General features: G+C 74.8%; 24 protein-coding genes. 15 read left to right on the forward strand and 9 right to left on the reverse strand.

The window, feature by feature from the left end:
- Positions 1 to 72 precede the first annotated feature (72 nt).
- The 3 genes from argB to RM844_RS28180 are packed head-to-tail and all read left to right on the forward strand — an operon-like array spanning position 73 to position 2,905.
- Positions 73 to 1,083 carry an acetylglutamate kinase gene (gene argB, locus RM844_RS28170; protein WP_311670234.1) on the forward strand — a complete coding sequence of 337 codons (1,011 nt, stop codon included), beginning with the start codon at positions 73 to 75 and terminating at the stop codon, positions 1,081 to 1,083.
- Positions 1,080 to 2,270, forward strand: coding sequence for an acetylornithine transaminase (locus tag RM844_RS28175; protein WP_311670235.1), 1,191 nt, complete (start codon positions 1,080 to 1,082; stop codon positions 2,268 to 2,270). The genes argB and RM844_RS28175 overlap by 4 nt, the downstream gene beginning before the upstream one ends.
- Before the next feature lie 56 nt (positions 2,271 to 2,326).
- Positions 2,327 to 2,905 carry an arginine repressor gene (locus tag RM844_RS28180; protein ID WP_311670236.1) on the forward strand — a complete coding sequence of 193 codons (579 nt, stop codon included), beginning with the start codon at positions 2,327 to 2,329 and terminating at the stop codon, positions 2,903 to 2,905.
- A gap of 174 nt (positions 2,906 to 3,079) precedes the next feature.
- Here RM844_RS28180 and RM844_RS28185 read toward each other — a convergent pair whose 3' ends face one another.
- The gene (locus tag RM844_RS28185) at positions 3,080 to 4,132 is read right to left on the reverse strand and encodes a polyprenyl synthetase family protein (RefSeq protein WP_311670237.1); all 1,053 of its coding nucleotides are present in this window, start codon (positions 4,130 to 4,132) and stop codon (positions 3,080 to 3,082) included.
- Between the two features lie 198 nt (positions 4,133 to 4,330).
- Positions 4,331 to 4,894 (reverse strand): GNAT family N-acetyltransferase, encoded by a 564-nt coding sequence (locus RM844_RS28190; RefSeq protein WP_311670238.1) that lies wholly within the window; start codon positions 4,892 to 4,894, stop codon positions 4,331 to 4,333.
- Between the two features lie 200 nt (positions 4,895 to 5,094).
- Between RM844_RS28190 and RM844_RS28195 the strand changes: the two genes are divergently transcribed.
- The 4 genes from RM844_RS28195 to RM844_RS28210 all read left to right on the forward strand — a co-directional run bounded on the left by RM844_RS28195 (position 5,095) and on the right by RM844_RS28210 (position 10,153).
- Positions 5,095 to 6,291: an argininosuccinate synthase gene (locus RM844_RS28195; protein ID WP_311670239.1), complete on the forward strand. Its 1,197-nt coding sequence runs from the start codon at positions 5,095 to 5,097 to the stop codon at positions 6,289 to 6,291.
- Positions 6,288 to 7,739, forward strand: a complete 1,452-nt coding sequence (gene argH / locus RM844_RS28200; protein ID WP_311670240.1) for an argininosuccinate lyase — start codon at positions 6,288 to 6,290, stop codon at positions 7,737 to 7,739. Before RM844_RS28195 ends, argH begins: the two co-directional genes overlap by 4 nt.
- Before the next feature lie 178 nt (positions 7,740 to 7,917).
- A complete protein-coding gene (locus tag RM844_RS28205) occupies positions 7,918 to 9,111 on the forward strand; it encodes a hypothetical protein (protein WP_311670241.1) in 1,194 nt (397 codons plus the stop codon).
- Positions 9,104 to 10,153, forward strand: coding sequence for a hypothetical protein (locus tag RM844_RS28210; RefSeq protein WP_311670242.1), 1,050 nt, complete (start codon positions 9,104 to 9,106; stop codon positions 10,151 to 10,153). The genes RM844_RS28205 and RM844_RS28210 overlap by 8 nt, the downstream gene beginning before the upstream one ends.
- Before the next feature lie 57 nt (positions 10,154 to 10,210).
- Here RM844_RS28210 and RM844_RS28215 read toward each other — a convergent pair whose 3' ends face one another.
- Complete coding sequence (locus RM844_RS28215) at positions 10,211 to 11,215, reverse strand: Gfo/Idh/MocA family protein (protein ID WP_311670243.1); 1,005 nt, start codon at positions 11,213 to 11,215, stop codon at positions 10,211 to 10,213.
- 147 nt (positions 11,216 to 11,362) lie between these two features.
- On the opposite strand from RM844_RS28215, the gene RM844_RS28220 reads away from it, so the two are divergent.
- Positions 11,363 to 12,337 carry an aldo/keto reductase gene (locus tag RM844_RS28220; RefSeq protein WP_311670244.1) on the forward strand — a complete coding sequence of 325 codons (975 nt, stop codon included), beginning with the start codon at positions 11,363 to 11,365 and terminating at the stop codon, positions 12,335 to 12,337.
- 1,296 nt (positions 12,338 to 13,633) lie between these two features.
- Here RM844_RS28220 and RM844_RS28225 read toward each other — a convergent pair.
- Positions 13,634 to 14,314: a lysophospholipid acyltransferase family protein gene (locus RM844_RS28225; protein ID WP_311670245.1), complete on the reverse strand. Its 681-nt coding sequence runs from the start codon at positions 14,312 to 14,314 to the stop codon at positions 13,634 to 13,636.
- Positions 14,315 to 14,580: 266 nt separating this feature from the next.
- Here RM844_RS28225 and RM844_RS28230 point away from each other — a divergent pair, with 266 nt between their 5' ends.
- Both RM844_RS28230 and RM844_RS28235 read left to right on the forward strand, forming a co-directional pair.
- Entirely contained in the window at positions 14,581 to 15,756 is a 1,176-nt protein-coding gene (locus RM844_RS28230; RefSeq protein WP_311670246.1) for a glycerophosphodiester phosphodiesterase, read from the forward strand.
- Positions 15,757 to 15,963: 207 nt separating this feature from the next.
- Positions 15,964 to 16,479 (forward strand): GNAT family N-acetyltransferase, encoded by a 516-nt coding sequence (locus RM844_RS28235; RefSeq protein ID WP_311670247.1) that lies wholly within the window; start codon positions 15,964 to 15,966, stop codon positions 16,477 to 16,479.
- A gap of 45 nt (positions 16,480 to 16,524) precedes the next feature.
- On the opposite strand, the gene RM844_RS28240 is transcribed toward RM844_RS28235, so the two are convergent.
- Together RM844_RS28240 and RM844_RS28245 are read right to left on the reverse strand one after the other, a co-directional pair.
- Positions 16,525 to 16,974 (reverse strand): hypothetical protein, encoded by a 450-nt coding sequence (locus tag RM844_RS28240; protein ID WP_311670248.1) that lies wholly within the window; start codon positions 16,972 to 16,974, stop codon positions 16,525 to 16,527.
- Positions 16,967 to 17,344: a hypothetical protein gene (locus tag RM844_RS28245; RefSeq protein WP_311670249.1), complete on the reverse strand. Its 378-nt coding sequence runs from the start codon at positions 17,342 to 17,344 to the stop codon at positions 16,967 to 16,969. The genes RM844_RS28240 and RM844_RS28245 overlap by 8 nt, the downstream gene beginning before the upstream one ends.
- Positions 17,345 to 17,746: 402 nt before the next feature.
- On the opposite strand from RM844_RS28245, the gene RM844_RS28250 reads away from it, so the two are divergent.
- The 3 genes from RM844_RS28250 (at position 17,747) to RM844_RS28260 (ending at position 20,492) form a co-directional block, all read left to right on the forward strand.
- Entirely contained in the window at positions 17,747 to 18,877 is a 1,131-nt protein-coding gene (locus RM844_RS28250; protein WP_311670250.1) for a methionine ABC transporter ATP-binding protein, read from the forward strand.
- Positions 18,874 to 19,542 (forward strand): methionine ABC transporter permease, encoded by a 669-nt coding sequence (locus RM844_RS28255; RefSeq protein ID WP_311670251.1) that lies wholly within the window; start codon positions 18,874 to 18,876, stop codon positions 19,540 to 19,542. Before RM844_RS28250 ends, RM844_RS28255 begins: the two co-directional genes overlap by 4 nt.
- Before the next feature lie 71 nt (positions 19,543 to 19,613).
- Complete coding sequence (locus RM844_RS28260; protein ID WP_311670252.1) at positions 19,614 to 20,492, forward strand: MetQ/NlpA family ABC transporter substrate-binding protein; 879 nt, start codon at positions 19,614 to 19,616, stop codon at positions 20,490 to 20,492.
- 36 nt (positions 20,493 to 20,528) lie between these two features.
- Here RM844_RS28260 and RM844_RS28265 read toward each other — a convergent pair whose 3' ends face one another.
- The 3 genes from RM844_RS28265 to RM844_RS28275 form a co-directional block, all read right to left on the reverse strand.
- Entirely contained in the window at positions 20,529 to 22,685 is a 2,157-nt protein-coding gene (locus tag RM844_RS28265; RefSeq protein WP_311670253.1) for a hypothetical protein, read from the reverse strand.
- Entirely contained in the window at positions 22,682 to 23,746 is a 1,065-nt protein-coding gene (locus RM844_RS28270; protein WP_311670254.1) for a hypothetical protein, read from the reverse strand. The genes RM844_RS28265 and RM844_RS28270 overlap by 4 nt, the downstream gene beginning before the upstream one ends.
- 168 nt (positions 23,747 to 23,914) lie before the next feature.
- Positions 23,915 to 24,574: a Crp/Fnr family transcriptional regulator gene (locus RM844_RS28275; protein WP_311670255.1), complete on the reverse strand. Its 660-nt coding sequence runs from the start codon at positions 24,572 to 24,574 to the stop codon at positions 23,915 to 23,917.
- 180 nt (positions 24,575 to 24,754) lie between these two features.
- Between RM844_RS28275 and RM844_RS28280 the strand changes: the two genes are divergently transcribed.
- Together RM844_RS28280 and cbiE are read left to right on the forward strand one after the other, a co-directional pair.
- Complete coding sequence (locus RM844_RS28280; RefSeq protein ID WP_311670256.1) at positions 24,755 to 25,381, forward strand: GNAT family N-acetyltransferase; 627 nt, start codon at positions 24,755 to 24,757, stop codon at positions 25,379 to 25,381.
- Positions 25,382 to 25,439: 58 nt separating this feature from the next.
- A complete protein-coding gene (gene cbiE, locus RM844_RS28285) occupies positions 25,440 to 26,678 on the forward strand; it encodes a precorrin-6y C5,15-methyltransferase (decarboxylating) subunit CbiE (protein ID WP_311670257.1) in 1,239 nt (412 codons plus the stop codon).
- The last annotated feature ends 80 nt before the right edge of the window (positions 26,679 to 26,758 follow it).

Raw genomic sequence — 26,758 nt, forward strand, 5'->3', positions numbered from 1 at the left:
CCCCTGTTTCCTCCCACCCCCCCCGCCGCTGGCCCACCGGCCAGCCGGCCCGTTCCGAGCCGAAAGCGTGTGATGACGGCCAACGCAGCCAAGGACACCGAACCCGGTTCCCCGCCCCCGAGCCCCACCCGCCGACACACCGCGCTGCCGAAGGCGCGCATCCTGATCGAGGCCCTGCCCTGGCTGACCCGCCACCAGGGCCGGACCGTGGTGATCAAGTTCGGCGGAAACGCCATGGTGGACGAGGAGTTGAAGGCCGCCTTCGCCCAGGACGTGGTCTTCCTGCGGCACGCCGGGCTGCGCCCGGTGGTGGTGCACGGCGGCGGCCCGCAGATCAGCGAGGAGCTGAGCCGGCACGGCCTCACCTCGGAGTTCAAGGCCGGCCTGCGGGTCACCACGCCGGAGGCCATGGACGTGGTCCGGATGGTGCTCGCCGGCCGGGTGCAGCGCGAGCTGGTCGGCCTGCTCAACCGGCACGGCCCGCTGGCCGTCGGCCTGACCGGCGAGGACGCCCATCTCCTCACCGCCCGCAAACAGTTCGCCGAGGTGGACGGCGAGGCGGTGGACCTCGGCCGGGTCGGCGAGATCACCGCCATCGACACCGGCGCCATCGAGGCGCTGCTGGCCGACGGCCGCATCCCGGTGATCTCGTCCGTCGCCCGCAGCGCCGACGACGACCACGTCTACAACGTCAACGCCGACACCGCCGCCGCCGCGCTGGCCGCCGCGCTCGGCGCCGAGACGCTGATGGTGCTCACCGACGTCGAGGGGCTGTACGCGGACTGGCCGCACAGCGACGAGGTGATCGACCGGCTGACCGTCAGCGAACTGGAGCGGCTGCTACCGGAGTTGGCCAGCGGGATGGTGCCCAAGATGGCCGGCTGCCTGGCGGCGGTCCGGGCCGGGGTGCGCACCGCCCGGGTCATCGACGGCCGGGTGCAGCACTCGATCCTGCTGGAGATCTTCACCGACGAGGGGGTCGGCACCATGGTCGTCCCCGACCCGGAGCCGGCCCCGGCGACCACCGTGGAACCGTTCGCCGGGCCGGCCGCCGAGCCGGCCGCGGCCGAGGGAGAGTCATGACCGACAACGAGACGCTGAACGCCCGCTGGCAGGCGTCGCTGATGGACAACTACGGCCTGCCCAGGGTGCCGTTGACCCGCGGGGAGGGCGCCACGTTCTGGGACGCCGACGGCCGCGCGTACCTGGACTTCCTCGGCGGCATCGCGGTCAACTCCCTGGGCACCGGGCATCCCGCGGTGGTGGCCGCGGTCTCCGCCCAGGTCGCCAGGCTGGGGCACGTTTCCAACCTCTTCGTCGCCGAGCCGCCGGTGGCGCTCGCCGAGCGGCTGCTGGCGCTGGCCGGCCGGCAGGGCCGGGTCTACTTCGCCAACTCCGGCGCGGAGGCCAACGAGGCCGCCGTCAAGCTCGGCCGGCTCACCGGCCGCCGGCACATGGTCGCCGCCCACGGCGGCTTCCACGGCCGGACCATGGGCGCGTTGGCACTCACCGGCCAGCCCGGCAAGCAGGACGGCTTCCACCCGCTGCCCGGCGACGTCACCCACGTCCCCTACGGCGACGTCGAGGCGCTGCGGGCCGCCGTCACCAGCGAGACGGCGCTGGTGGTGCTGGAGCCGATCCAGGGCGAGAACGGCGTGGTCGTACCGCCCGACGGCTACCTGGCCGCCGCCCGGGAGATCACCTCGGCGGCCGGCGCGCTGCTGGCACTGGACGAGGTGCAGACCGGCATCGGCCGTACCGGACACTGGTTCGCCGGCCAGGCGCAGGGGGTGGCCGCCGACGTGGTCACCCTGGCCAAGGGGCTGGGCGCCGGCCTGCCGATCGGCGTCACCATGGCCTTCGGGCCGGCCGCCGAGCTGTTCACCCCCGGCCGGCACGGCTCCACCTTCGGTGGCAACCCGGTCTCCTGCGCCGCCGCGCTCGCCGTGCTGGACACCATCGAGAACGAGGGCCTGCTCCAGCGGGTCAAGGCCACCGGCGAGCGACTGCGGTCCGGCATCGACCAGTTGGGGCACCCACTGGTCGAGGGCGTCCGGGGCGCCGGCCTGTTGGTCGGTATCGTGCTCACCGAGCCGGTGGCCGCCCGGGTGCAGCGGCTGGCCCAGGAGGCCGGGCTGCTGGTGAACGCGGCGACGCCCGACGTGGTGCGGCTGGCCCCGCCGCTGATCATCGGCGACGCGGAGGTGGACGCGCTACTCGCCGCGCTGCCCGGGGTGCTGGACGCCGCCGCGCGCGACGGCGACGGCTGACCACCGGTGACGGCCGACCGTCGCCGGCGGGGACGGATGACAACCGGAGAGGGAGCATGACGGACGAGGCGCAGCCCAAGGGCGGTGCGGGCCACGGCCCCGCGGTACCGCAGACCCGCACGGCCCGGCACCGCAGGATCGTGGAGATCCTCAACCGGTCGCCGGTGCGCTCCCAGAGCCAGCTGGCGAAGCTCCTCGCCGACGACGGGCTGAGCGTCACCCAGGCGACGCTCAGCCGGGACCTGGACGAGCTGGGCGCCGTGAAGATCCGCAACGCCGGCGGCGAGCTGATCTACGCGGTGCCCAGCGAGGGCGGCTTCCGCACGCCCAGGGCACCACTGGGCGAGTCGGCCAAGGAGGAACGGATGGCGCGGCTGGCCGGCGAACTGCTGATCTCCGCCGAGGCCTCGGCCAACCTGGTGGTGCTGCGCACCCCGCCAGGGGCGGCGCAGTTCCTCGCCTCGGCGATCGACCAGGCCGAGGTGCACGACATCCTGGGCACCATCGCGGGGGACGACACCCTGCTGCTGATCAGCCGCGACCCCCTGGGCGGCCAGTCCCTCGCCGACCACCTGCTCCGCCTGGCCCAACGCGAGGCCAACCAACCCGACCAGCCCGGCGCCGGGGGGGCGTGAGCAGGGCCCCGGCCGGGCCGGGGCACCTTTCGTTCGTCCCGCCGGAGGCCGGCGCCGGCCGGCACGGCGCGGGCACCAGCGGGGACGCCGCCCCGGCCGCCAGCGGCCTCGGCCCGGCGGTCGGGCCCCCCGGCCCGGCCGGGGCCGAGACTTCGGCTCAGCCCCCGGCCGGGATCAGTGGTCGCGGTCGGCGACCAGGTTGACCAGGGCGGTCAGCTGGGCCGCCGCCTCGGGCGGCCCGGGCAGGGCGGTCAGGCAGCCGCGGGCCAGCGTGAGCTGCTCGGCCGTCGCCTCCTCCGCCCAGGTCCGGCCCCCGGCCTCGGCCACCAGCGCGGCGAGCGTGTCCACCGGCACCCCGCCGTCCTCGCCCGGCTCCTCGTCCGTGTACAGCTCGGCCAGCCGATGGCCGGCCGGCGTGCCGGAGTCCAGCGCGGCGACCACAGGGAGGGACTTCTTCCGGCTGGCCAGGTCGGCGCCGGCCGGCTTGCCGGTGACCCGCGGGTCGCCCCAGATGCCCAGCAGGTCGTCCGTCAGCTGGAAGGCCATGCCCAGGTGGTGGCCGAACCGGCGGAGCGTCTCCGTGGCGTGCTCGTCGCCGCCGCCCCACAGCGCGCCCAGCGCGCAGGAACAGGCCAGCAGCGCGGCGGTCTTGCGCTCGGTCATCAGCAGGCACTCGTCGAGGCTGACCCGGGCCCGTTCCTCGAAGGCGAGGTCGGTCTGCTCCCCGTCGATCAGCTGGGCGGTGGCGTCGCTCAGCCAGCGCACGCCGGTCAGCGCGTGCGGCGGCCCGCCCGGCTCGGCGAGCACCCGGCCGGCCTGGTTCAGCAGCGCGTCGCCGGCCAGCAGGGCCGCCGACGAGCCGAAGACCGCCCAGGCGGTGGCCCGGTGCCGGCGGGTGGCGTCGCCGTCCAGGATGTCGTCGTGCAGCAGTGAGAAGTTGTGGATCAGCTCCACGGCCACCGCCGGGGCCACCGCGTCCGCAGCCCGGCCGCCGACGGCCTCGGCGCAGCCGAAGACCAGCGCCGGCCGCAGCGCCTTGCCGGCCGGGGCGGTGTCCGGCCGGCCGGCGCTGTCGGTCCAGCCGAAGTGGTAGGAGGCGACCCGGGCCACCGGCTCCGGCAGCCGGCGCACCCACGCCCGCAGGCCGGGGTCGAGCAGCTGCCGCGCCTCGCGCAGCGCGCGGTGCGCGTCGCGCCGCTCGTCCTTGGTGTCGGGAACGGTGGTCATCGAGACTCCCTCGGCCGGTCAGGGGCAACGGACGGGTCCCAGCTTGGCCGCCCGTGGTCAGCACCAAAACGGCGCCTCGCGGGCCGGGTCGCCCCCGGGCTCCACGCGCCCGCCGGGCCTGGCCGGGGCCGGCCCGGCTGACCAGCGGTTCCTTCGGCCGCTCTGCCGCCACCCGGGTGACTGGGGAGTCGGCGGGAACTACCCGTGTGGGTTAACGCGCGCGGCCCGCCACTCGTCGGCGAGCACCGCCCAGATCGCCAAGTCGTGGCGTTCGCCGCCCATTTCGAAGACGCTGCGGGTGGTGCCCTCGTGCCGCATGCCCAGCCGTCGGGCCACCGCGACGCTGGCCACGTTGACCGGCGCGACCCGCCACTGGACCCGGACGATGCCGCGTTCCTCGACGGCCCAGTCGATCACCCGGGTGGCGGCCCGGGTGACCAGCCCGCGCCCCCGCGCCTCGGGGGCGAGCCAGGCGCCCAGCTCGCAGGAGCGGGCGCCGGTGTCGAAGTCCATCAGGAGCATCCCGCCGACCAGGGCGCCGCCCTGGCGGATGGCGAGGAACCGGCCGGTGTCCGCGGCCTGGCGCTCCGCGTACCGCTGGAGCAGCCCGCGCGCCGACTCGGTGTCGGTGACGGTGTGCGCCCAGGGCAGCCAGGGTTGGAGGTGGGCGCGGTTGCGCTCGGTGAAGGCGGCCAGCTCGGCCGCCTGGTGCGGCTCCAGCGGGCAGAGGGCGGCGTCGTCGCCGAGCGCGGCGCTGAACATCGGGCACTCCTCCGCGCCGGGCCTCGACGGTGGTCGCGCGGCGCACGGATCAGCGTAGGTCACCCCGTCGGGGGCCGGATCGGGGCCGCTTATGCGGCCTTGACCTGTACGTTTGACGAAGCATACGGAGTGCCGCATACTTATTCCATATTCGGAGAGCCCCAGCGCGGTGCCAGCACTGCCTGCCCTAAGGAGACACCGTGACCCAGCGCGTCGTACTCGCCTACTCAGGCGGTCTGGACACCTCGGTCTGCATCGGTTGGATCGCCGAGGCCACCGGCGCCGAGGTGGTCGCCGTCGCCGTGGACGTCGGCCAGGGCGGCGAGAGCCTGGACGTCATCCGCAAGCGCGCGCTGGCCTGCGGCGCCGTCGAGGCCGAGGTGGTGGACGCCAAGGACGAGTTCGCCGAGGAGTACTGCCTCCCCGCGATCAAGGCCAACGCGCTCTACATGGACCGCTACCCGCTGGTCTCCGCGCTCTCCCGGCCGGTCATCGTCAAGCACCTGGTGGCCGCCGCCCGCAAGCACGGCGCGGACACCGTGGCGCACGGCTGCACCGGCAAGGGCAACGACCAGGTCCGGTTCGAGGCCGGCATCGCCTCCCTCGCGCCCGACCTGAAGTGCATCGCCCCCGTCCGCGACTACGCGATGACCCGGGACAAGGCCATCGCCTTCGCGGAGGAGAAGGGCCTGCCGATCGCCACTTCCAAGAAGTCCCCCTACTCGATCGACGCCAACGTCTTCGGGCGGGCCGTCGAGACGGGCTTCCTGGAGGACATCTGGAACGCCCCGATCGAGGACATCTACGAGTACACGCAGAACCCGGCGGACCCCAGGGACGCCGACGAGGTCGTGATCACCTTCCAGGCCGGCGTGCCGGTCGCCATCGACGGCCGCCCGGTCAGCATGCTCCAGGCCATCCAGGAGCTGAACGAGCGGGCCGGCGGCCAGGGCGTGGGCCGGATCGACATGGTCGAGGACCGGCTGGTCGGCATCAAGTCCCGCGAGGTCTACGAGTCGCCCGGCGGCATCGCGCTGATCACCGCGCACCAGGAGCTGGAGAACGTCACCGTCGAGCGCGAGCTGGCCCGCTACAAGCGGCAGGTCGAGCAGCGGTGGAGCGAGCTGGTCTACGACGGCCTGTGGTTCTCCCCGCTGAAGAAGGCCCTGGACGGCTTCGTCAACGAGGCCAACCAGCACGTCAGCGGCGACATCCGGATGACCCTGCACGGCGGCCGGGCCACCGTCACCGGCCGGCGCTCGGAGGAGTCGCTCTACGACTTCAACCTCGCCACCTACGACACCGGCGACAGCTTCGACCAGTCGCTGGCCAAGGGCTTCATCGACATCTTCTCGCTGTCCGCCAAGATCGCCGCGAAGCGGGACGTCGCCCCGTGAGCCAGCCGACGCCCGACGACGGCGCGCCCGAGGTCCGGCTCTGGGGCGGCCGGTTTGCCCACGGCCCGGCCGAGGCGCTGGAGCGGCTGAGCGCCTCGGTGCACTTCGACTGGCGGCTCGCCCCCTACGACATCGCCGGCTCCCGGGCGCACGCGCGGGTGCTGCACCGCGCCGGCCTGCTCACCGAGGACGAGCTGACCGCGATGCTGGCCGGCCTGGACCAGCTGGCCGCCGACGTGGCGGACGGCTCGTTCACCGGCACCATCGCTGACGAGGACGTGCACACCGCCCTGGAGCGCGGCCTGCTGGAGCGGCTCGGCGCCGAGCTGGGCGGCAAGCTGCGCGCCGGCCGGTCCCGGAACGACCAGGTCGCCACGCTCTTCCGGATGTACCTGCGGGACCACGCCCGGATCATCGCGGGGCTGCTGGCCGACCTCCAGGAGACGCTGATCGCGCTGGCCGAGGCGCACCCGGACGTCGCCATGCCGGGCCGCACCCACTTCCAGCACGCCCAGCCGGTGCTCTTCGCCCACCACGTGCTGGCGCACGTCCAGGCGCTGTCCAGGGACGCGGAGCGGCTGCGCCAGTGGGACGCCCGCACGGCGGTCTCGCCGTACGGCTCGGGCGCGCTGGCCGGCTCCTCGCTCGGCCTGGACCCGGAGGCGGTCGCCGCCGAGCTGGGCTTCGAGGGCGGCTCGTCGGCCAACTCCATCGACGGCACCGCGGCCCGGGACTTCGCGGCCGAGTTCGCCTTCGTCACGGCGATGGTCGGCGTCGACCTGTCCCGGATCGCCGAGGAGGTGATCGTCTGGAACACCAAGGAGTTCTCCTTCGTGACCCTGCACGACGCCTTCTCCACCGGCAGCTCGATCATGCCGCAGAAGAAGAACCCGGACATCGCCGAGCTGGCCCGCGGCAAGTCCGGCCGGCTCATCGGCAACCTGACGGGCCTGCTGGCCACGTTGAAGGCGCTGCCGCTGGCCTACAACCGGGACCTCCAGGAGGACAAGGAGCCGGTCTTCGACTCCTGCGACCAACTGGAGGTGCTGCTCCCGGCGTTCACCGGCATGCTGGCCACCCTCACGGTCAACCGGGAGCGGATGGCCGAGCTGGCGCCGGCCGGCTTCTCGCTGGCGACCGACATCGCCGAGTGGCTGGTCAAGCGGGGTGTCCCGTTCCGGGACGCGCACGAGGTGGCCGGCGAGTGCGTCAAGGTCTGCGAGGGGCAGGGCATCGAGCTGGACGAGCTGACTGACGCGCAGTTCGCCGCCATCTCGCCGCGGCTCACGCCCGAGGTCCGCGAGGTGCTGACCGTCGAGGGCGCGCTGGCGGCGCGCTCCGCGCGGGGCGGCACCGCGCCGGTCGCGGTGGCCGGGCAGCTGGCCGAGGCCAAGGTCGACCTGGGCGGTCAGCGCGACTGGCTGGCCGCCCGGCCGAGCCTGGTCTGACGACCGGCCACCGACCACGGGCTTCGCGTCCGTACACGGGAAAGAAGCGCCCCGAGCCCGCTGCGGCTCGGGGTGTTCCGCGTGCTCAGGCATCGACTCGGTACCCCAACTCCGCTGCTCGCAACGGCTCACCTAGACTCGCGGGCGAACAGCCGGTGCCACAGTGGGGGAGGACCGCGTGTCGGACGAGCCGTCCACGGCCCGAGCGGGTCGCAGTCGCAAACGATTTGTCTGGGTTGGCGCCGGGGTGTTGCTGGTCGCCGCGGCCGCCGCCACGATCGTCGTCATCGGCTCGGACACCGACTCCGACGCCGACTGCTGGGGTGCCTGGGGCGGGCTGGAGTCCCCCTGGGCGGGCGGCGAGGTCGAGGTCTCCGAGGCCCGCCCGTCGGCGGCCGACCCGCGCGGCTCGTGCGAGGTCGTGGTGACGCTGGCGGAGGATGACGAGACCTGGCAGCACACGTTGGAGGTCTCCTACGGCCCGCTCCCGGCGGACCAGGACGAGCTGGTCACCTGGATCGAGGAGCACCTGCGGGGGGACGTGGCGCCGCTGCCCGTGGGGCTCTCCGGTGGCGTCACGTCCGAGCACGGCCTGCTGGTGCTGCCCGAACGCTGCGCGATCGACGGCGGACCGGCGGTGGTGACCATGACCACCCGCTACAGCGAGGCGAGCCTCGGCCGGGGCGACGCCGACCACGGCAGCCGTCCCGCGGGCAGCCCGTCCCACCTGGCCGAACTGCTGGTCGGCGTGGCCCGGCAGGGGATGTCCGACGCCGGCTGCGCGGCCGACGAGGACCCGGCCGGCGAGGACGACGAAGCGGCCGCGCTGCCGACCGAGGTCGCCCCGATCCAGCGGGTGCCCCTCGGCAGCTACGGCGAGGGACACCTGTGCGGCCACCCCGAACTGCCCACGGCGGGTCAGGAGGTCAACCTCCTGGGCTCGCGCCGGTACGCCGACTTCCACGCCTGGACCCCGGCGGTGGGCGTCGGGGACGGCGACATCGGCTGCTCGCTGGCCGAGCGCCGCCCGCTCTTCGACACGTTGACGGGCGAACTGCCCGCCTTCGGCCCCCCGGCCTCGGCGACGGTGCTGCTCGCCACCGCCGACCCGAACCAGATCCGGCTGCTGGAGGCCATCGCCGACGGCCTGGACGCCCGACCGCTCGACGGCTGGGACGGCACGGCGCTGCACGGCGGCCCGCTGGCCGTCGCCACCGTCGACTGCGGCACCGGCGAGCCCGAGCCCACCCGGACGCTCTTCGCGGCGCACGTCGCGTCGGACGCCGACTGGAATCCCGCCGACCTGCTCGCCGACTACCAGCGGGCGATGGCCCCGTCCCGTGACTGCGAAGGAGTCGCCCCCGATGCCTGACCACCACGAGGACAACCCGAACGACCCGAACGACCCGAGCGGCCCGGCGGAGCCGACCGTCGCCACCGGCCGCTGGCGCCGCCGGCGGCCGCTGGCCCTCGGCGCGCTGCTCGGCCTGCTGCTCGGCGCCGGCACCACCCTGGGCGTCGGCACCGCTGCGGACCGCTGGGACGACGCCCCGTCCACGTTCTGTTGGGGGGCCCTGAGCCGCGACGACCTCGCCGGCGTGCTCAGCGAGTCCATGATCGAGCGGAGCGTCGTCCAGGGCGAGACGCCGCTGGGTGGCAACTCCCCGCAGTGTCAGCTTGTCGTGGGTGAACAGGGGCTACGGCAACAACTCACCGTCACGGTCGGCTGGATCGACGCCCACGACGTGACGGGGACGTGGGCCGAGAGGTTCCTGCACCCTGAGCTGACCCCCTATCCAGGGGACCCGGTCGGGTTGGCCGGGCCGCGCGCGGCCTGGGTTCGGCTACCACCGGACTGTCACCCCGGGGAGGCGTTCGGGCGCTCGGACACCCGGGTGGTCAGCGTGGTCGCCGAGGGCAAGTACGTCGAGCCGGCGGACGGCGAGGTGGCCAGGACCGCGCTCCGGGTGGCCAACGCGGCGCTCGACCACTACGGCTGCCACGGCCGGTACGCCACCGACGACGATTCGCTCGCCGAGGAGCCACCTGGCGCCGAAGTCGTGGAGGACCGGGAGGAGTTCTGCGGCACCGGCACCCAGCCGCCCGACGGGCTGCCCGCCGCCATGCTCGGCACCCCGGGCGGGCCCGTCCGGGTCTGCAGCGGATATCCCCACGACCCGGAGCAGATCTTCCGCCTGGTGACCGTCGAGGATCCCGGCCTCGCCGCGCCCTTCCTCGCACAGGAGCGGCGTGGGCAGTACCCGATCCGGGTTCTGGAGTGCGGCGCCGAGTCGGGCGTGGTGCTGGCCCAGTCCTGGGACCGCTGGCTCGAACGGGAGGGCATCGAACTGACCGAGCTGCTCGACCGGTACGCCGCCACGGAGGCTGAACGCCTCGGCTGCCAGCTGGCCTAGCTAGACCCCGCCCCCGGCCGGCCCCGGCGCACCCCGGGGCCGGCCGCCGGGGCCGGTCTACTCGCCCGGGTAGCGCAGCCCGATCTCGCGGCGGGCCGCGTCCAGCGTGCGCATCACCGCGAGGGTGCCGTCCAGCGGCACCAGCGGCGACTCCGTCTCGCCGGCCCGCAGCGCCCGGCCCACCTCGGCCGCCTCGTGGATGAACGAGCCGGACGGCCCGGGCGCGGAGAACTCCTCCGGCTCCGCGCCGGCCCGGTGCAGCACGAACCGCTCCGGGTGGAAGAAGCCCCGCGGGAACTCGATCCGCCCCAGCGAGCCGGTGATCACCGCGGTCCGCGCGGTGTCCGCGACCAGCGAGCAGGTCAGCGCGGCCACCGCGCCCGACGCGTAGCCCAGCAGCAGCCCGGTGTTCTCGTCCACCCCGCCGGACAGCCGGGCCCAGGCCCGCACCTCGGCCGGCTCACCCAGCAGCAGCTGGGCGAAGGCCACCGGATAGACGCCCAGGTCCAGCAGCGCCCCGCCGCCCAGCAGCGGGTCGCGCAGCCGGTGGCTCGGGTCCATCGGCGCCTCGATGCCGAAGTCGGCGTGCACCGCCAGGACCTCGCCGATCGCCCCGTCCCCGACCAGCTCGACCAGCCGCCGCACCACCGGGTTGCAGTAGGTCCACATGGCCTCCATCAGGAAGACCCGCCGCTGCCTGGCCAGCGCGACCAGCTCCTCGGCCTCCGCCGCGTTCAGCGTGAACGGCTTCTCGCAGAGCACCGGGGTGTCGGCCTCCAGGCAGCGCCGCACCGCCTCGTGGTGCGCGCTGTGCGGGGTCGCCACATAGACGGCGTCCACCTCGGGGTCCTCCGCGAGCGCGGCCCAACTCCCGTGCGCCCGCCCGATGTCGTACCGCTCGGCGAATCGTTCCGCCGACTCTGCTGAGCGGGAGCCGACGGCCACCACCTCGGCGTCCGGCAACTCGGCCAGGTCCGCGACGAACTTCGCGGCGATCCCACCCGTCGCCAGCACACCCCACCGCACCGGGCGTTCGGCCAGCCCACTGCCCTCGACAGCCATCCGTGCTCCCTCGTCGTGCCCGGCCACCCCCACGGGCGGCCACCAACCGATCATCGTAGTCAGCGGCCACCCGGTCGCCGCCGGGTACCGGCCGGTGCGGCCGGTACGGTGGGCATCTCCCCGGCGACCAGGCTTGAGAGGGCACCGATGGCGTTCACCCGATTCCACCCCGAGGCCACCCCGACCGCCCGCATCGGGCTCGGGCTGGCGGCCGTGGGCCGCCCCGGCTACCTCAACCTCGGCCGGGCCGACGACCTGCCGGCCGACCGCACCCCGGCGGCCCTGCGGGAACGCACCCACCAACTGCTGGACGCCGCCTACGCGCAGGGCGTGCGCTACCTGGACACCGCCCGCTCCTACGGCCGGGCCGAGGAGTTCCTCGCCGACTGGCTCGACAGCCGCACGGACGCCGCCAGGGAGCTGGCGGTGGGCAGCAAGTGGGGCTACACCTACACCGCCGACTGGCGGGTCACCGCGGACACCCACGAGGTCAAGGACCACGGCGCGGCCACCTTCGACCGGCAGTACGCGGAGAGCCGGGCGCTGCTCGGCGACCGCCTGGACCTCTACCAGATCCACTCGGTCACCCCGGAGAGCCCGGCGCTCACCGACCCGACCGTGCTGGCGCGGCTCGCCCGGCTGGTCGAGGACGGCGTGACGGTCGGCCTCTCCACCAGCGGGCCGGCGCAGGCCGACGCGATCCGCGCGGCACTCGCCGTCACCGTCGCCGGGCAGCCGCTCTTCGGCACCGTGCAGGCCACCTTCAATCTGCTGGAGCCGTCCGCCGGCCCGGCCCTGGCCGAGGCGCACGCCGCCGGCCGCACGGTGATCGTCAAGGAGGCGCTGGCCAACGGGCGGCTGGCCGGCCAGGCCGCGCCGCCGGAGCTGCGCCGGCTCGCCGAGGAGACCGGCACCAGCGCCGACGCGGTGGCGCTGGCCGCGGTGCTGGCCCAGCCGTGGGCCGGGCTGGCGCTCTCCGGCGCGGCCACCGTCGAGCAGCTGACCACCAACGTGGCCGCGGCCGGCCTGCGCCTCGACCCGGCCTGGCTGACCTCCCTGGCCCGCCTGGTGGAACCCCCCACCACCTACTGGCGCACCCGCGCCGCCCTCCCCTGGCGCTGACCCGCTGGCGCGGGGCCTGACGGCGCTGCCGCCCGGAGTGCGGGCCGGTGCTTCGGTGCTGCGGGTGCCGCGGGTGCCGCTGGCGCGGCGGCCTGGCAGTGCCGCCATGGTGGCTCCGTGCCGCTGATCCGGCGGCTGGTGATGCGGCGGTGCGGCGGCCGTGGTGTGGTGCGGCTGTGCCGCTGAGCTGCCGTCGCGGCGGTTGGTGGCGCCTTGGCGAGTGGTGTGGTGGACCGAGGCGTCGAGCCGCCGGCGCGGTGGTTGACGGGCCTGTGCCGTCCCGGTCCGGCGGTTGACGGTGTTGTGCCGGTCGTGGTCCGGTGCCGCTGACGTGGCGAGACGGCGGTTCGGTGGCCGTTGATGCGCTGCGTGGGCGGGGTGGCCGACGGTGTTGCCGCCGGTGGTTCGGTGCCGCGCTGGCCGGCGCACCGCGTGCCGGATTCTCCGTGCCGCTGAGCTGCCTGGCGTGGTGGTTGGTGACGCCCCGGCTGTTCAGCGCGGCGGCCGGGACGCCCAAGCCGCCGGCGTGGCTGCTGATGGTGCTGTGTCCTCCGCCGGCGCGGTGGCCGGCCGTGCTCCGGGTCGTGCGGGCGGGAACGTCGGGGCGCTGGCGCGGAGGGACGCCGCTTCGGTGGCCGTTGATGCGCTACACGGGCGGGGCGGCTGACCGTGCTGCCGCTGGTGGTTTCCTGCCGTCCGGTGTGCCTCGACCGCTGCCGTGGTGTCTCGTGTTCCGTGTCGCCCGCTATGCCCGGGCGGGCGCGGTGAACTGACGGCGCTGGCCGGTCCGGTGTGCGGGACGGCGGCGCCCTGCCGCTGACGCGGTGGTGGGGCCGGGCTGGTCGGTGGCGGCGGGATCCCTGAGCGGCGGGTGAGATGGGCTGTCGGCGGCGCCGCGCCGTCTGGTGCGCGGGTCGGGGACGGTCGGCCACCGAAGCGACGGTGGCCCGGCGGTTGCCGGTCCCGCCGTCCCAGGCACCGGGTGGGGGCTGGCGACCAGCCGGTACGGCGGCCACGCCGCCTTCCGCGGCCGGCTCACCGGCGCCGTCCGTGCCAGTGCCCGGGGTTGTCGCCCCGGCGGCCAGCCGGCACGGCGCCCGCGTTCGCCGGCCTGGATCCGCGATGGGTCGGGAGTCCCGCGCTCGCCCCCGGCGGTTAGCCGGCACGGCGGCCACGGCCGCCCGCGCTGGCCGAAACCGGCGATCGGCTGGGAGCCGGCTTCTCCGCCCGCCCCCGGCGGTCGGCCGGCGCGCCGGCGCCGCCAGGGCGCCGGCTTCCGCTCCCGGCGGCCAGCCGCTACGCGGCGCGGGCCTTGGTGGCGTACATGTCCACGTACTCCTGGCCGGAGAGGCGCATCACCTCGGTCATCACCTCGTCGGTGACGGCCCGCAGCACGTAGCGGTCCCGGTCCATGCCCTCGTAGCGGGAGAAGTCCAGCGGCTGGCCGAAGCGCACCGTGATCCGGCGGCCGCCGCCCAGCTTGGGCAGCCCACGGCCGCCCGGCTGGACCCGGTCCGTGCCGATCATGGCGAACGGCACCACCGGGGCGCCGGTCATCAGGGTCAGCCGGGCGATCCCGGTCCGGCCCCGGTAGAGCCGGCCGTCGGGGGACCTGGTGCCCTCGGGGTAGATGCCGAACACGTCGCCGCGCTCCAGCACCCGGCGGCCGGTCATCAGCGCGGCCACCCCGCCGCGTCCGCCGTCCCGGTCCACCGGGATCATGCCGACCGCGGTGAAGAACCAGGCCATCACCCGGCCCTTCAGCGAGCGGCCCTTGACGTACTCGTCCTTGCCGATGAAGAAGACCTGGCGGTCACAGACCAGGGGCAGGATCACCGAGTCGATGAAGGTCAGATGGTTGCCGGCGAGGATCACCGGCCCCTGGCCGGGGATCCGCTCCAGCCCCTCGACCCGTGGGCGCAGCAGCAGCTTCAGCAGGGGCCCAAGCAGCACCTTCAGCAGCACGAATCGGGACAACTTCCCCTCCGGTCGGTCATGCGCGCGCGCTCGGTCGGTCACGCGTCACCCCGCGCCCGCGCGGGCGCGACGCATAGGGACGATACTCGCGTGAACGTCCCCGTCCCGCACAGGGTTCACCCCATGGTGCGGACAACGTCACAACCGGAGGCCGCCGGGGGAGTGGTTTGGGCCGCCTTCGCCCAGAGTTCGCCCGCGCGCCCTCGTGCCCAGGGGAGCGCGTTCCTACCATCGTCCGCGACCTGATCAACGGCGAGGGAGTTCCCATGGCAGCTCGACAGGTGGCCAAGACGACCAACGGCCGGCTCGCCCGGCGCGGCGTGCTGGGCGCGGCACTGGCCGGCGCGGGCGCCGCCGGCCTGGCGGCCGCCGGTGCCGGCACCGCCCAGGCGGCCGACGCGCGGCGTGGCCGGCCCGGCGCCGGCCGGGGCAAGCTGCCGGTGCCGACCGTGGTCGCGCACCGGGGCGCCTCCGGCTACCGGCCGGAACACACCATCGGCGCGTACCAGTTGGGCCTGGACATGGGTGCCGACATCATCGAGCAGGACCTGGTGCCGACCCGGGACGGCCACCTGGTGTGCCGCCACGAGAACGACATCACCGGCACCACCGACGTGGCCGACCACCCCGAGTTCGCCGACCGCCGGACCACCAGGTCGGTGGACGGCGTCGAGCTGACCGGCTGGTTCACGGAGGACTTCACGCTGGCCGAGCTGAAGACGCTGCGGGCCACCGAGCGCATCCCGGAGCGCCGTCCGAACAACACCCTCTACGACGGCCGATGGGAGATCCCGACCTTCGCCGAGGTGCTGGAGTGGGCCGCCGAGCGCGGCCGGGAGCGGGGCCGGCCGGTCTGGCTCTACACCGAGACGAAGCACCCCAGCTACTTCCGTTCGCTGGGGCTGGGCCTGGAGGAGCCGCTGGCCCGGCTGCTGCGCCGGCACCGGCTGCACCGCGCCGACGCCCCGATCTTCCTGCAGTCCTTCGAGCCGAGCAGCATGGCCAGGCTGGCCGAGCTGGTGGACACCCCCCGGGTGGTGCTGCTCGGCGCGGCCGGCGACCGGCCGTGGGACTTCGTGGAGTCAGGCGATCCGCGCACCGTCGCCGACCTGATCACCCCGGCCGGGCTGGCCGAGCTGGCCGGCTACGCGCAGGGCCTGGGCCCGACCCTCGACCTGGTCATCCCGCGGGCCGCCGACGGCTCGCTGACCAGCCCCACCAGCCTGGTGGACGACGCGCACGCGGCCGGCCTCCTGGTGCACCCCTACACGCTGCGCAACGAGAACGCCTTCCTGCCGGCCGACCACCGCCGGGGCGCCGACCCGAACGGCTACGGTGACGTCTTCGGCGCGCTGCGGGCCTACTTCGAGGCCGGCGTGGACGGCGTCTTCGCCGACCACCCGGACACCGCGCTGCTGGCCGCGGCGGACTTCCGGGGCTGACGCCATGTCAGCCCCGCTGGTGGCCTGGCGGTGGGCCGAGTCGGGAATCACACGGGCCAGTTGGCCCGGGGGCATTCCACAACGGCCCCGTCCCTAGCACAATGCTGACGGCGCGGGTTCTGACCTGCGCCGTCAGGGCTATCGCCGGGTTCCGCGCACACCCTCAACCGCGCGGCCGGCCGGACTCCTCACCTGGAGGCGTGTGCAATGGGCATGAGCGTCACGATCGACGCGGCGACCGAGCGGGACGCCGAGCAGATCCTCAAGCTCCAGTACCTCTGTTACCAGCCGGAAGCCGAGCTGTACGGCGACTACTCCATCGAGCCGCTCACCCAGAGCCTCAGCGAGCTGCGGGCCGAACTGGCCGCCTCCTGCGTGCTGGTGGCCCGGCTGGGTGACGAGGTCGTGGGCTCGGTGCGCGGTTCCGTGGACGACGACGGCACGGCCCGCATCGGCCGGCTGATCGTGCATCCCCGGATGCAGCGGCACGGGCTGGGCGGGCGGCTGCTGGTGGCGATCGAGCAGCGGTTGGCCGCCGAGCGGGCCGCCGCCAGGTACCGGCTCTTCACCGGTCACCGCAGCGCCGGCAACCAGCGGCTCTACCGGCGCCTCGGCTACGCCCCGGTGGCCACCGAGCAGATCAGCCGGCAGCTGAGCCTGGTCACCATGGAGAAGCCGGTGGCCGTGCCGGAGCAGGTCAGGCCGCTGGCGGCCAGCGCGTGACGGCCGGCCGGTCGGGCCGCCGGTGGGCGGCCCGACCGGCCCGCGTCAGTCCGCGGTCCCGGCGGTCCGCCGGTGGGTGAACGGGCCGAACCAGCGCAGCCCGGTGAGCGGCAGCACCACGGGCAGCAGCAGGTAGCCGAGGCCGTAGTCGGACCAGACGGTGGCGTCCGGGAAGGCGCCCGGGTCCACCACGGACCAGGTGCCGACGGTCACCACCCCGACCAGTTCGATGCCGCAGCCGACCAGCCCGACCCGGCGGGAGCGTTCCCCGCCGCGCGCCAGGCAGACCGTGATCACCGCGTAGACCAGCGCTGCGACCGCCGAGAGCAGGTAGGCGAGCGGCGCCTCGTCGAAGCGGGTGGCCAGCTGGTAGCCGGACCGCGAGGCGGCGCCGACCGCGAACACCCCGTAGAGCAGCAGGAGCAGCCGCCCCGGCCCGTGGGCCAGCCGGCGGTCCTCCGTGGTGGCCGCGGTGGCCGTCGTCGGCTCAGACACCGGCGGCCCCCGCCCACACGTCGGCCAGCCGGATCTCCAGGACGGCGAGGATCGCCGCCCCGGCGGCGACCGTCGCCGAGCCCCAGCGGTTCCGCTCGGTCAGCGAGACGGCCGCGGTGATCGGCAGGCAGAGCGGCACCGCCACCAGGTAGCAGACGAAGACGAGCGTGCTGCCCTCGCCGGCCGGCCGGTCCCCGCCGGCCAGCGCCACTCCGGAGACCACCGTCTGGGCGAGGGCGAGCAGCAGCACCAGGGCCGCGCCCGCGTAGTGCCAGTCCTTCACCGGCTGGTCCCGGAAGGAGGCGTACCCGCACCAGACGGCCAGCAGGAGGGCGGTCACCACGACCGTGACCGTCAACGGGGTGAACATGGCGACGACTCTACGGGGGCCGGGACGCCCGCCCGCCGCCGGGGGCCAGGCTCCCGGCGGCCGGCCCGGCCGGCCGGAGCGTGGTGTTGGCCACAGCACGGCTGACCGTGGCGATCTGTCCCTGACCGGTCTGTTTTACTGGGTGGCATGACACCGACGAGCAGCCACTTCCCGGCGACCGAGGCACAGCAGATGCCCGGTGCTCACTGTCCGTGTCGAATGTGTGACCGCTGAGGGCCCCAGCCGAGCGTCCGCGCCCCGAAGCGAAGCCGACCGCCGCGCCCCCGCATGCCCCGGTGACCACCGGTAGCGGCCGTCCACCACGCGCTCTTCCCCGCACCTGACCTGCCCCTGCCCGGGCACGCGGCTGCCGCGTGCCGTCCGACAGCGATGGAAGCCCTAGTGATCACCACCACGGACCTGACCAAGGTGTACCGCTCACGCGGTCGCGAGGTCACCGCGCTCGACGGCGTCAGCCTCCAGGTGGAGGCCGGCGAGATGTACGGCGTCATCGGCCGCAGCGGAGCCGGCAAGTCCACCCTGATCCGCTGCGTCAACCTGCTGGAACGCCCGGACTCCGGGACCGTGACGGTCGACGGCCGGGAGCTGACCGCGCTGCCCGGTCCCCGGCACCGCGCCGGCCGCTCGCTGCGCCGGGCCCGCACCGGGATCGGCATGATCTTCCAGCACTTCAACCTGCTCTCCTCGCGCACCGTGCGGGGCAACGTCGAACTGCCGCTGGAGATCCTCGGCCTCACCCGGCGGGAGCGCGAGCGCAAGGCGCTCGACCTGCTGGACCTGGTCGGCCTCGCCGACCACGCCAGGGCCTACCCGGCGCAGCTCTCCGGCGGCCAGAAGCAGCGGGTCGGCATCGCCAGGGCACTGGCCGGCGACCCGAAGGTGCTGCTCTCCGACGAGGCCACTTCGGCGCTCGACCCGGAGACCACCCGCTCGGTGCTCCAGCTGCTGCGCGACCTCAACCGCCAGCTGGGCCTGACGGTGCTGCTGATCACCCACGAGATGGACGTCGTCAAGGCGGTCTGCGACTCGGCCGCGCTGATGGAGCACGGTCGGGTCGTGGAGGCCGGTCCGCTGAACGAGCTGCTGGCCACCCCCGGCTCGCGGCTGGCCCACGAGCTGTTCCCGGTCAGCGGCGCCGTCGCCGACGGGGACCGCACCGTGGTGGACATCACCTTCCACGGGGACAGCGCCGGCCAGCCGGTCATCTCCCACCTGGCCAGGACCCACGAGATCGACGTGTCGATCCTGGGCGCCGCCATGGACACGGTGGGCGGCCGGCAGGTCGGCAGGATGCGGATCGAGCTGTCCGGCAGCCCGGAGCGGAACGCCCCCGCGCTGGCCACGCTGCGCGAGCGCGGCCTGACCGTCGAGCTGCCCGACCCGGTGACCGCCGCCGGGACCGTCCCGGCACCGGCCGAGGTGCCGGCCGCCGAGCTGACCGACGAGTCCGCCGCGGCCGCCGCCGACGAGACCGCCACCGCGACCGCCGCACCCCAGGAGGGGGCCCGATGACCTGGTCCGAGATGGAACCGCTGCTCACCCAGGGCACCATCGACACCCTCTACATGGTGGGCTGGGCGACGTTCTACGCCGTCCTCGGCGGCCTGCCGCTCGGCGTGCTGCTCGTCCTCACCGACAAGGGTGGCCCGCTGCGCAACGTGGTGGCCAACCGGGCGATCGGCGTCGTCGTCAACGTCGGCCGCTCGCTGCCGTTCATCATCCTGCTGGTGGCGCTCATCCCGTTCACCCGCTTCGTGGTGGGCACCGCGATGGGGCCGACGGCCGCCGTGGTGCCGCTGGCCATCGCGGCCATCCCGTTCTTCGCGAGGCTGGTGGAGACCGCCGTCCGCGAGGTGGACCACGGGCTGGTCGAGGCCGCGCACGCGATGGGCGGCGGCACCTGGACGGTGGTCCGCAAGGTGCTGCTGCCGCAGGCCCTGCCGTCCCTGGTCGCCGGCCTCACCACCACCGTGATCGCGCTGATCGGCTACTCGGCGATGGCCGGCGCGGTCGGCGGCGGCGGGCTCGGCACCCTCGCCTACACCTACGGCTACCAGCGCTTCGAGGACGAGTTCATGCTCGTCACCGTCGTCGTCCTGCTGGTCATCGTCACCGCCGTGCAGCTCGCCGGCGACGGCGTGGTCCGGCTGATCACCCGCCGCACCCGCACCGGCTGACGGTGCGGCCCACGACCCCGGGCCAGGCCCGGAACCCAGGTACAACCCGCAGCAAGCGAAAGGCACTCTTCGTGCGTACTCACCTCAGGAACGGCGCCGTGCTCGCCGCCACCACCGCCCTCGCCCTGGCCCTGGCGGCCTGCGGCACCGACTCCGACCCGGACACCGGCAGCTCCGGCGGCGGCTCGGACGACACCGGCTCGACCGACGAGGCGCAGCCGCTGAGCATCGCGGCCACCCCCGTCCCGCAGGCGGAGATCCTCCAGTTCGTCTCCGACGAGCTGGCCGCCGACGCCGGCCTGGAGCTGGACATCCGCGAGGTCACCGACTACGTGATCCCGAACAACCTGGTCAACGACGGCGACGTGGACGCCAACTTCTTCCAGCACGCCCCCTACCTGGACGAGTTCAACTCGGCCGAGGGCACCGACATCGTGCCGGTGATCAACGTCCACCTGGAGCCGCTCGGCCTGTTCTCCAACGACGCCACCAGCGTCGAGGACCTCGGCGATGGCGCCACCATCGCCATCCCCAACGACGCCACCAACGAGGGCCGCGCGCTGCACCTGCTGGCGGACGCCGGGCTGATCGAGCTGGCCGAGGACGCCGGCCCCGACGCCACCCCGGCCGACGTCACCGAGGCCAACGGGCTGAGCTTCCAGGAGCTGGAGGCCGCCTCGCTGCCCCGCGCCCTGGAGGACTTCGACGCCGCGGTGATCAACGGCAACTTCGCGCTGGAGGCCGAGCTGGTCCCGGCCGAGGACGCGCTGGTCCTGGAGGAGGCGGACGGCAACCCGTACGCCAACTTCCTGGCCGTGAAGGCCGGCAACGAGGACGACCCGCGGGTCCAGACGCTGGCCGAGCTGCTCAACTCCGACGAGGTGCGGCAGTTCATCGAGGACGAGTACCAGGGCTCCGTGATTCCCGCCTTCGGCACCCCGGCCAGCTGATCGGCCACCCCCTTGGGACGGGCCGCCGGCCCCGCGTCAGCGCGGGGCCGGCGGCCCTTTCCGCTCGCCGGCGTCGGCCCCGTCGAGGAAGGCCAGCCGGGACTCCGCCCGCCGCTGGTCGAACCAGCCCTCGCCCTCGGTGGCCAGCGCGGCCAGCACCCGGAAGCCCGCCGCCACGCCGGAGGTCTCCAGCGCCAGCTCCCGCAACTGCCCCAGCGTGGCCGGGGAGTTGGTCAGCTGCTCGTGCGTCTCGATCGCCACCTCCAGGTCCTCCCGGTTGTTCAGCACCAGGCGCAGCACCTCGCCGGCGCCGCGCCGGGCGTCCGCCGCCGGCCAGCCGACGGCCCCCGCCCGGTCGCCGACCGTCTGGAGCAGCACCGAGCTGATCGAGTCGAAGCGGAAGACGAAGTCCCGCCGCCCGTCGTGCCGCGCGGTGTCGAAGTCCAGCTCCCAGTTGCACACCCACACCCCGGCCGTGGTCAGCACGAACAGCCGCACCCCGTACCGCGAGTACCGCGGCGGGCCGTTGGGCACCTTGGCCCGCAGGCAGCCGGCCGCCGGCTCCAGCACGAAGAAGTTGAACAGCACCGCGCGGCGCTCCATCCGGTGCTCGCGCAGCATGTCCCGCAGCAGCGACCGCTGGTCCAGGTCGAGCCAGCGGCCCATCTCCTCGTCGGCCGGGCGGCGGGCCAGCAGGAACGCCGACCACTCGGCGTGCCACCGCCGCTCCTCGACGAAGGCCGCCGCCTCCTCGGCGGCCAGCCGCAGCGCGACGCCCCGGTTCCAGCCGCCCAGCCCCAGGACGACGGCCGTCACCCACAGCGTGAGCACCACCGCTCCCATCGTGGGCACCAGCGTCAGCAGGAGGTAGGCGGGAATCAGCAGCCCCGCCCCCGACAGCGCCAGCCCGACCCTGGTGCCCTGCCACAGCTGGTAGGACGAGCGGCCCGGCGGGCGGAGCGTGCCCGCCGCCCACTGGCGGGCCGCCAGCTCGGCACGCACCTGGAGCAGCCAGTCCAGGCCCTCGGCGGGCCCCGACTGCCCGTAGCGGCAGGCGAGTTCGTCGGCCACCTCGAACTGGAGGTGCGCGGTGGCGTGTTGCCAGCCGGCCGGATCGGGGCCGGCCGGCGGCCTGGCCCTGGCGAACCGGGCGGCGGACAGCGCCAGCAGCCGGGAGCGGAAGGCGTGGAAGGCCAGCACCTCGGGGATACGGGCCGGACCTGCCGGACCTGCCGGCTGGCGGGCCTGCTCGGCGGGGGAGACCGGCCGGCCCTCCCGCACCCAGCCGGGGCGGCGCGCCTGGCGGGCCCGGCGCCGCAGCTCGCCCTCCCCGTTCTGCACCAGCAGCACGGCGCCGGGCAGCAGCCCCAGCAGCATCACCACCAGCACCGGCACCTGGATCGAGCCCAGGTTGACGAGGGCCAGGACCAGCCCCAGCACCAGGAGCAGCCCGGCCACGCCCAGCAGCCAGTTGACGGTCGCCTGGTCGTCCGGCCACACCGAGTCGCCGGCCGGCGGCGGCTCGCGCAGCGGCAGCGGGTCGGGCGTGAAGAACAGCGGGGCCCGCTCGGCCCGGTCCCGCCGGCGCTCGGCGACCAGCGCGGCGTCGATCTCGGCCGACTCGGCCGCGCTCAGCGTGGACTCCTCGACCCGCTGGAGGACATAGCGCAGGTGGTCGGTGACCTCGGCCCGGCGGGGCACGGCCAGCGCCGCGACCCGCCGGGCGAACGTCGCGCCGGCCGCCGGGTCGGCCGTGCCGTCCTCGACGATCGCGGCCCGCATCAGCTCGTCCACCAGCCGGGCCGCCGCCAGATACCCCGCCTGGTCGGTCGCCGGCTCACCCGGCCGGGCGGCCGCCACCCCGTCCAGCGCGCCGCGCAGCGTCTGCCAGTCCTCGTCGGTCAGGTTCTCCGGGGAGCGCCGGCTGACGATGGTCAACGCCCAGCCGTAGTAGGCCTCCCGGGTCTGGTGACCGCGCTGGACGGCCCGGCCGGTCAGCTCCTGGGCGCGCCCCCGCATGCCGGCCGCCAGGCAGCGCATCCCCTCCCGGAAGATCTCCTCGGGCGCGGCCGCGGGGTCGACCACGTACTGGTTGACGTACTGGTCGCCGTGCAGCACCCCGATGCCGCCGCCGGTGATGTCCCCGGTCAGCGCCCCGATGCCGCTGTTCTGGGCGATCGTCGGCCCGTTCACTCGCCACCCCGCAGGGTGTTGACGAGGCCGCGGACCGGCTCGGCGATGACGCCGATCCCCTCCACCAGGGCACCGAGCTTCAGCAGGGCGCGGACCAGCCGGCCGTGGCTGCGCTCGTCCTGCGCGCCGGCGCACGCCTCCGCCGTGTCCAGCTCGCCGGTGGCGTCCTCGTAGGTGTCGGCGTCGATCTCCCTGCGTTCCAGGGCGGCCTGTAACTGGACGCGCAGCGCCTTGAGTTCGCGGAGCACCGCGTCGTCGTCGGCCGGCCGGTCGGCGGCCCGCGGCCCGAAGTCCTGCCGGACCCCGCCGTGCGCGACGCCGATGCCGCCGTCCCTGATGTCGCCGACGAGCTGCCCGATGCCGGAGTTGTGCGTGATCCGCGGCGGTGGGGCGTCCGCCGCCCGGCCGTCGGACGTCGGCCGCCCGCCCGGCTCCTCGGCCGGCGCCGCCCCCGTGGTGGCGCCGGCCCGAGGCGACCAGGCGTGGCCGGGGACCCGGACCCAGACCGTCTCGTTCCGGATCTCCTTGGCGTCGAACCGCACCGGCCGGTACTCGGTGGCGTCGATGCCCGGGTGGTGGTGGCTGACCACCTTGCGGTGCCACTCGTCGGACACCGCCACCACCAGCCCGGCGCCGGGGACGTCGGCGAGCGCGTCCCGCAGCGGCTGGTGGTCCACCATCCGGCAGGCGGTGTTGAGATCGGCGCCGACCCAGCCCTGCCCGTCGGCGCCGACCTCGCCCCCGTGCAGCGCGAGCCGCAGCCGCAGCGCGCCGTTGGCGCTGCTCGTGCCGGCGTGCTCCCGCAGCCCCCGCGCCAGCCGATCCACGAACGGCCCGGTCACGTCCTCCTTGGGCACGGTCGCCGGCAGCAGCCAGAACATCCCGTCACCGCGGTCCACCGGTGGTGGCCCGGCCAGCACGTCGATGCCCGCCGCCTCGAACGCGTCCTCCAACACCTGCCGCAGCCGCTCGCGCAGCCAGGACTGCACCGGGTTCCGGCGGCGGCCGAACCCCTCGATATCGACCACCAGGATCGTGTGGTACCGGTACTTCACCGACATGGCGCCCCTCACCTCGCGTCCTCACCCCGTTCGGCGCGGGCGAACGGGCCGGTCCCCCCGCGGCAGCCACCGGCCCGCCCGCGCACCACCAGAAAACCAGCGTTCCGCCGGCCCCACCGCGTCAGATGACGCACCCGCGCGATCCGGCGCGTGCCCCGGGCGCGCGCCTCACTCCAGGCCCCGGTCGCGCAGCCCCTCCGGGTCCCGCACCAGGGTGCGGCCCCGGCCCCGTTCGATCAGCCCCTCGCTCGCCAACTCGGCCAGCGCGCGCACCAGCGACTCCCGGGAGGTGCCGGCCGCGCCGGCCAACTCCTGCTGGGTCACCCGCACCACCAGCCCGCCCGGCGGGTCGGCGGTCGGCACCCCGTGCCGGCTGGCCATCTCCCACAGCACGTGGGCGACGCGCACCCCGGCCGGATAGGCGCCGTGCTCGGCCCGCAGCCGGTCGGAGTCCCGCAGCCGCGCCGCCACGCTGCACAGCACCGCCAGGGCCAGCGAACCGTGCGCCGCCAGCAGCCGTCGGAACCGCTCACCCGGCACCACCGTGCCGCGCACCGGCTCCAGCGCCGTGCCGGTCGCCGAGCGCGGCCTGCCGTCCAGGCAGGACAGCTCGCCCAGCAGCTCGCCCGGGCCGCGCACCGCCAGCAGGCTGGTGTAGCCGTTGGCCAGCTCGGTGGTGATCTTCACCAGCCCCGACTCCAGCAGGATCACCTCGCCGGACGGCATCCCCTCGGACACCACCGCCGCGCCGCGCGCCCAGCGCCGCTCCCGCCCGGCCCCGTGGATCAGCCCCAACTGCTCGGCGGTGAACGGCTCGACCTCACCCATGGCGGCCTCCTCGTGACCCGCGGCGAAGCTCCGAGCGACCGAGCTTAGGGCGTGCCGGGCCGGAGCACCGGGGGTTCGGGCAGGAAAGCGCGCGCGACCCAGGCGGGGCCCGGCGGGCCGGGGCGCCCGCCCATGCGCCATGCTGTCCACCAGACCCAAGGCCAGGCATGGAGCGTGCGCATGACACCCACCTTCCCCGACATCTCCCTCAGCACCGAACGGTTGACGCTCCGCCCGTTCGAGGAGGCCGACGCCCCGGAACTGGCCGCCATGATGAGCGACGAGCTGACCGTCGCCTGGACCTCGGCGCCGATCCCCTACACCCGCCGCGAGGCGTACGACTGGATCACCCGCAGAGCCCCGGCCGAACGCACCGGGGGCGGCGGCATCGTGCTGGCCGTCACCGAGTACCTCACCCACCGGCTGGTCGGCAGCGTCCACCTGATGCACACCGACTGGCGGGTGCTCAGCACCGAGGTCGGCTACGTGGTGGCCCCCTGGGCCAGGGGCGAGGGCTACGCGGCCGAGGCGGTGCTGGCGGTCGCCCAGTGGCTCTTCAGGGACCAGAAGTTCGAGCGCCTCGAACTGCGCACCGCCGCCGGCAACACCGCCTCCCAGCAGGTCGCCCAGAAGCTCGGCTGCATCAGTGAGGGCGTGCTCCGCAACGCGCTGATAGTGCGCTCCCGGACCGAGGACGGCGGCTGGACCGACATCCGCACCGACCTGATCGTCTGGGGCCTGCTCCCCGAGGACATCGAGGACCTCGACGCCCTGGGCGACGGCGGGGACGCGGGCGCCGACCGCTGACCGGCGCGGTAGGCTCAGCCGTCGTCCACCACCACCCTCCCGCAGGAGAACTCCGCCCATGGCCGACCGCGTCACCGTGATCGGCTGGGACGGGTCACCGCTCGCCCCGGCCGCCGTGACCGCCCTGCGGGCGGCGACCCTGGTCGCCGGCGCGCCCCGCCACCTCGCCCTGCCCGACATCCCCGCGCACGCCGAGCGGGTCACCCTGGGCAGCGTCCCGGTGGCCGCCCGGCGGATCGCCGCGCACCGCGGCACCGCCGTGGTGCTGGCCGACGGGGACCCCGGCTTCTTCGGCGTGGTCCGCGCGCTCCGCGCCCCGGCACACGGCCTGGAGGTCGAGGTGGTGCCGGCCGTCTCCGCGGTGGCCGCCGCCTTCGCCCGCGCCGGCATGCCCTGGGACGACGCCCGCGTCGTGGTGGCCAGCGAACGCGGCCTGCGCCGTGCCGTCAACGTCTGCCGCGCGCACCCCAAGGTCGCCGTGCTGACCTCGCCGAACGCCGGGCCCACCGAGATCGCCCTGCTGCTCGGCGCCGAGCAGCGCACCTTCGTCATCTGCGAGTCGCTCGGCACCGAGCGGGAACGCGTCTCGGTGCTCACCTCGGACCGGGTGCCGCGGCACCGGTGGACCGACCCCAACGTGGTGCTGGTGATCGGCGGCGGCGTCCCACAGGCCGGCGACAGCGGCTGGCTGGCCGGGCTGAGCCTCGGGGACGGCCCGGAGGGGCCGCGCGGCTGGGGCCTGGACCCGGCCGAGTACGGCCAGCCGGCGCCGCCGCCGGACGCCGACGGCGCCGGCCGGGACCGCCGGCTGCGGGCCATGGAACTGGCCGCGCTCGGCCCCCGCTTCGGCGACCTGCTCTGGGACATCGGCTGCGGCGACGGCCTGACCGCGGTGGAGGCCGCCCGGCTCGGCTCGGCCGTCATCGCCGTGGACCGGGACCCGCGGGCCGCCACCCTGACCGAGGAGACGGCGCGCCGGGTCGGCGTCCAGGTGAGCTGCGTGCGCGGCGCCGCCCCCCAGGTGTTGACCGACCTGCCGCAGCCGGACCTGATCCGGGTGGGCGGCGGCGGCCAACGCGTCCTGGTGGCCTGCGCGGACCGCCGCCCGCACCGGCTGGTCACCCACGCGATCACCCGGGACCAGGCGGAGGAGGCCGGCCGGGTGCTGTCCGGGGCAGGTTACGCGGTGGAGTGCACGCTCCTCCAGACGGTGGAACTCGCCGCTCAGGACTGGTCGGAACGCGGTCGAAGCGTTGTCTTTCTGCTCGTTGCGCGTCTGTTGTCGTCAGCGGCCTGACAAATACGGACCATCTAGGGCCAGTCACTCACCCAGCGCCAGCGCGGGGTCTCATCCCGGGTAGGCTGAACGACCGTTGT

This window comes from Streptomyces chisholmiae, from assembly GCF_031845445.1.
Lineage (GTDB): Bacteria > Actinomycetota > Actinomycetes > Streptomycetales > Streptomycetaceae > Streptomyces > Streptomyces chisholmiae.

Excerpts from the sequence above, each read along its gene's own strand:
- RM844_RS28255 (WP_311670251.1), top strand. The coding sequence starts at position 18,874 with ATGACCTGGTCCGAGATGGAACCGCTGCTCACCCAGGGCACCATCGAC.
- RM844_RS28210 (WP_311670242.1), top strand. The coding sequence starts at position 9,104 with ATGCCTGACCACCACGAGGACAACCCGAACGACCCGAACGACCCGAGC.
- RM844_RS28275 (WP_311670255.1), bottom strand. The coding sequence starts at position 24,574 with ATGGGTGAGGTCGAGCCGTTCACCGCCGAGCAGTTGGGGCTGATCCAC.
- RM844_RS28220 (WP_311670244.1), top strand. The coding sequence starts at position 11,363 with ATGGCGTTCACCCGATTCCACCCCGAGGCCACCCCGACCGCCCGCATC.
- RM844_RS28280 (WP_311670256.1), top strand. The coding sequence starts at position 24,755 with ATGACACCCACCTTCCCCGACATCTCCCTCAGCACCGAACGGTTGACG.
- RM844_RS28270 (WP_311670254.1), bottom strand. The coding sequence starts at position 23,746 with ATGTCGGTGAAGTACCGGTACCACACGATCCTGGTGGTCGATATCGAG.
- RM844_RS28180 (WP_311670236.1), top strand. The coding sequence starts at position 2,327 with ATGACGGACGAGGCGCAGCCCAAGGGCGGTGCGGGCCACGGCCCCGCG.
- cbiE (WP_311670257.1), top strand. The coding sequence starts at position 25,440 with ATGGCCGACCGCGTCACCGTGATCGGCTGGGACGGGTCACCGCTCGCC.
- RM844_RS28235 (WP_311670247.1), top strand. The coding sequence starts at position 15,964 with ATGGGCATGAGCGTCACGATCGACGCGGCGACCGAGCGGGACGCCGAG.
- RM844_RS28175 (WP_311670235.1), top strand. The coding sequence starts at position 1,080 with ATGACCGACAACGAGACGCTGAACGCCCGCTGGCAGGCGTCGCTGATG.
- RM844_RS28215 (WP_311670243.1), bottom strand. The coding sequence starts at position 11,215 with ATGGCTGTCGAGGGCAGTGGGCTGGCCGAACGCCCGGTGCGGTGGGGT.
- argB (WP_311670234.1), top strand. The coding sequence starts at position 73 with ATGACGGCCAACGCAGCCAAGGACACCGAACCCGGTTCCCCGCCCCCG.
- RM844_RS28245 (WP_311670249.1), bottom strand. The coding sequence starts at position 17,344 with ATGTTCACCCCGTTGACGGTCACGGTCGTGGTGACCGCCCTCCTGCTG.
- RM844_RS28190 (WP_311670238.1), bottom strand. The coding sequence starts at position 4,894 with ATGTTCAGCGCCGCGCTCGGCGACGACGCCGCCCTCTGCCCGCTGGAG.
- RM844_RS28230 (WP_311670246.1), top strand. The coding sequence starts at position 14,581 with ATGGCAGCTCGACAGGTGGCCAAGACGACCAACGGCCGGCTCGCCCGG.
- RM844_RS28185 (WP_311670237.1), bottom strand. The coding sequence starts at position 4,132 with ATGACCACCGTTCCCGACACCAAGGACGAGCGGCGCGACGCGCACCGC.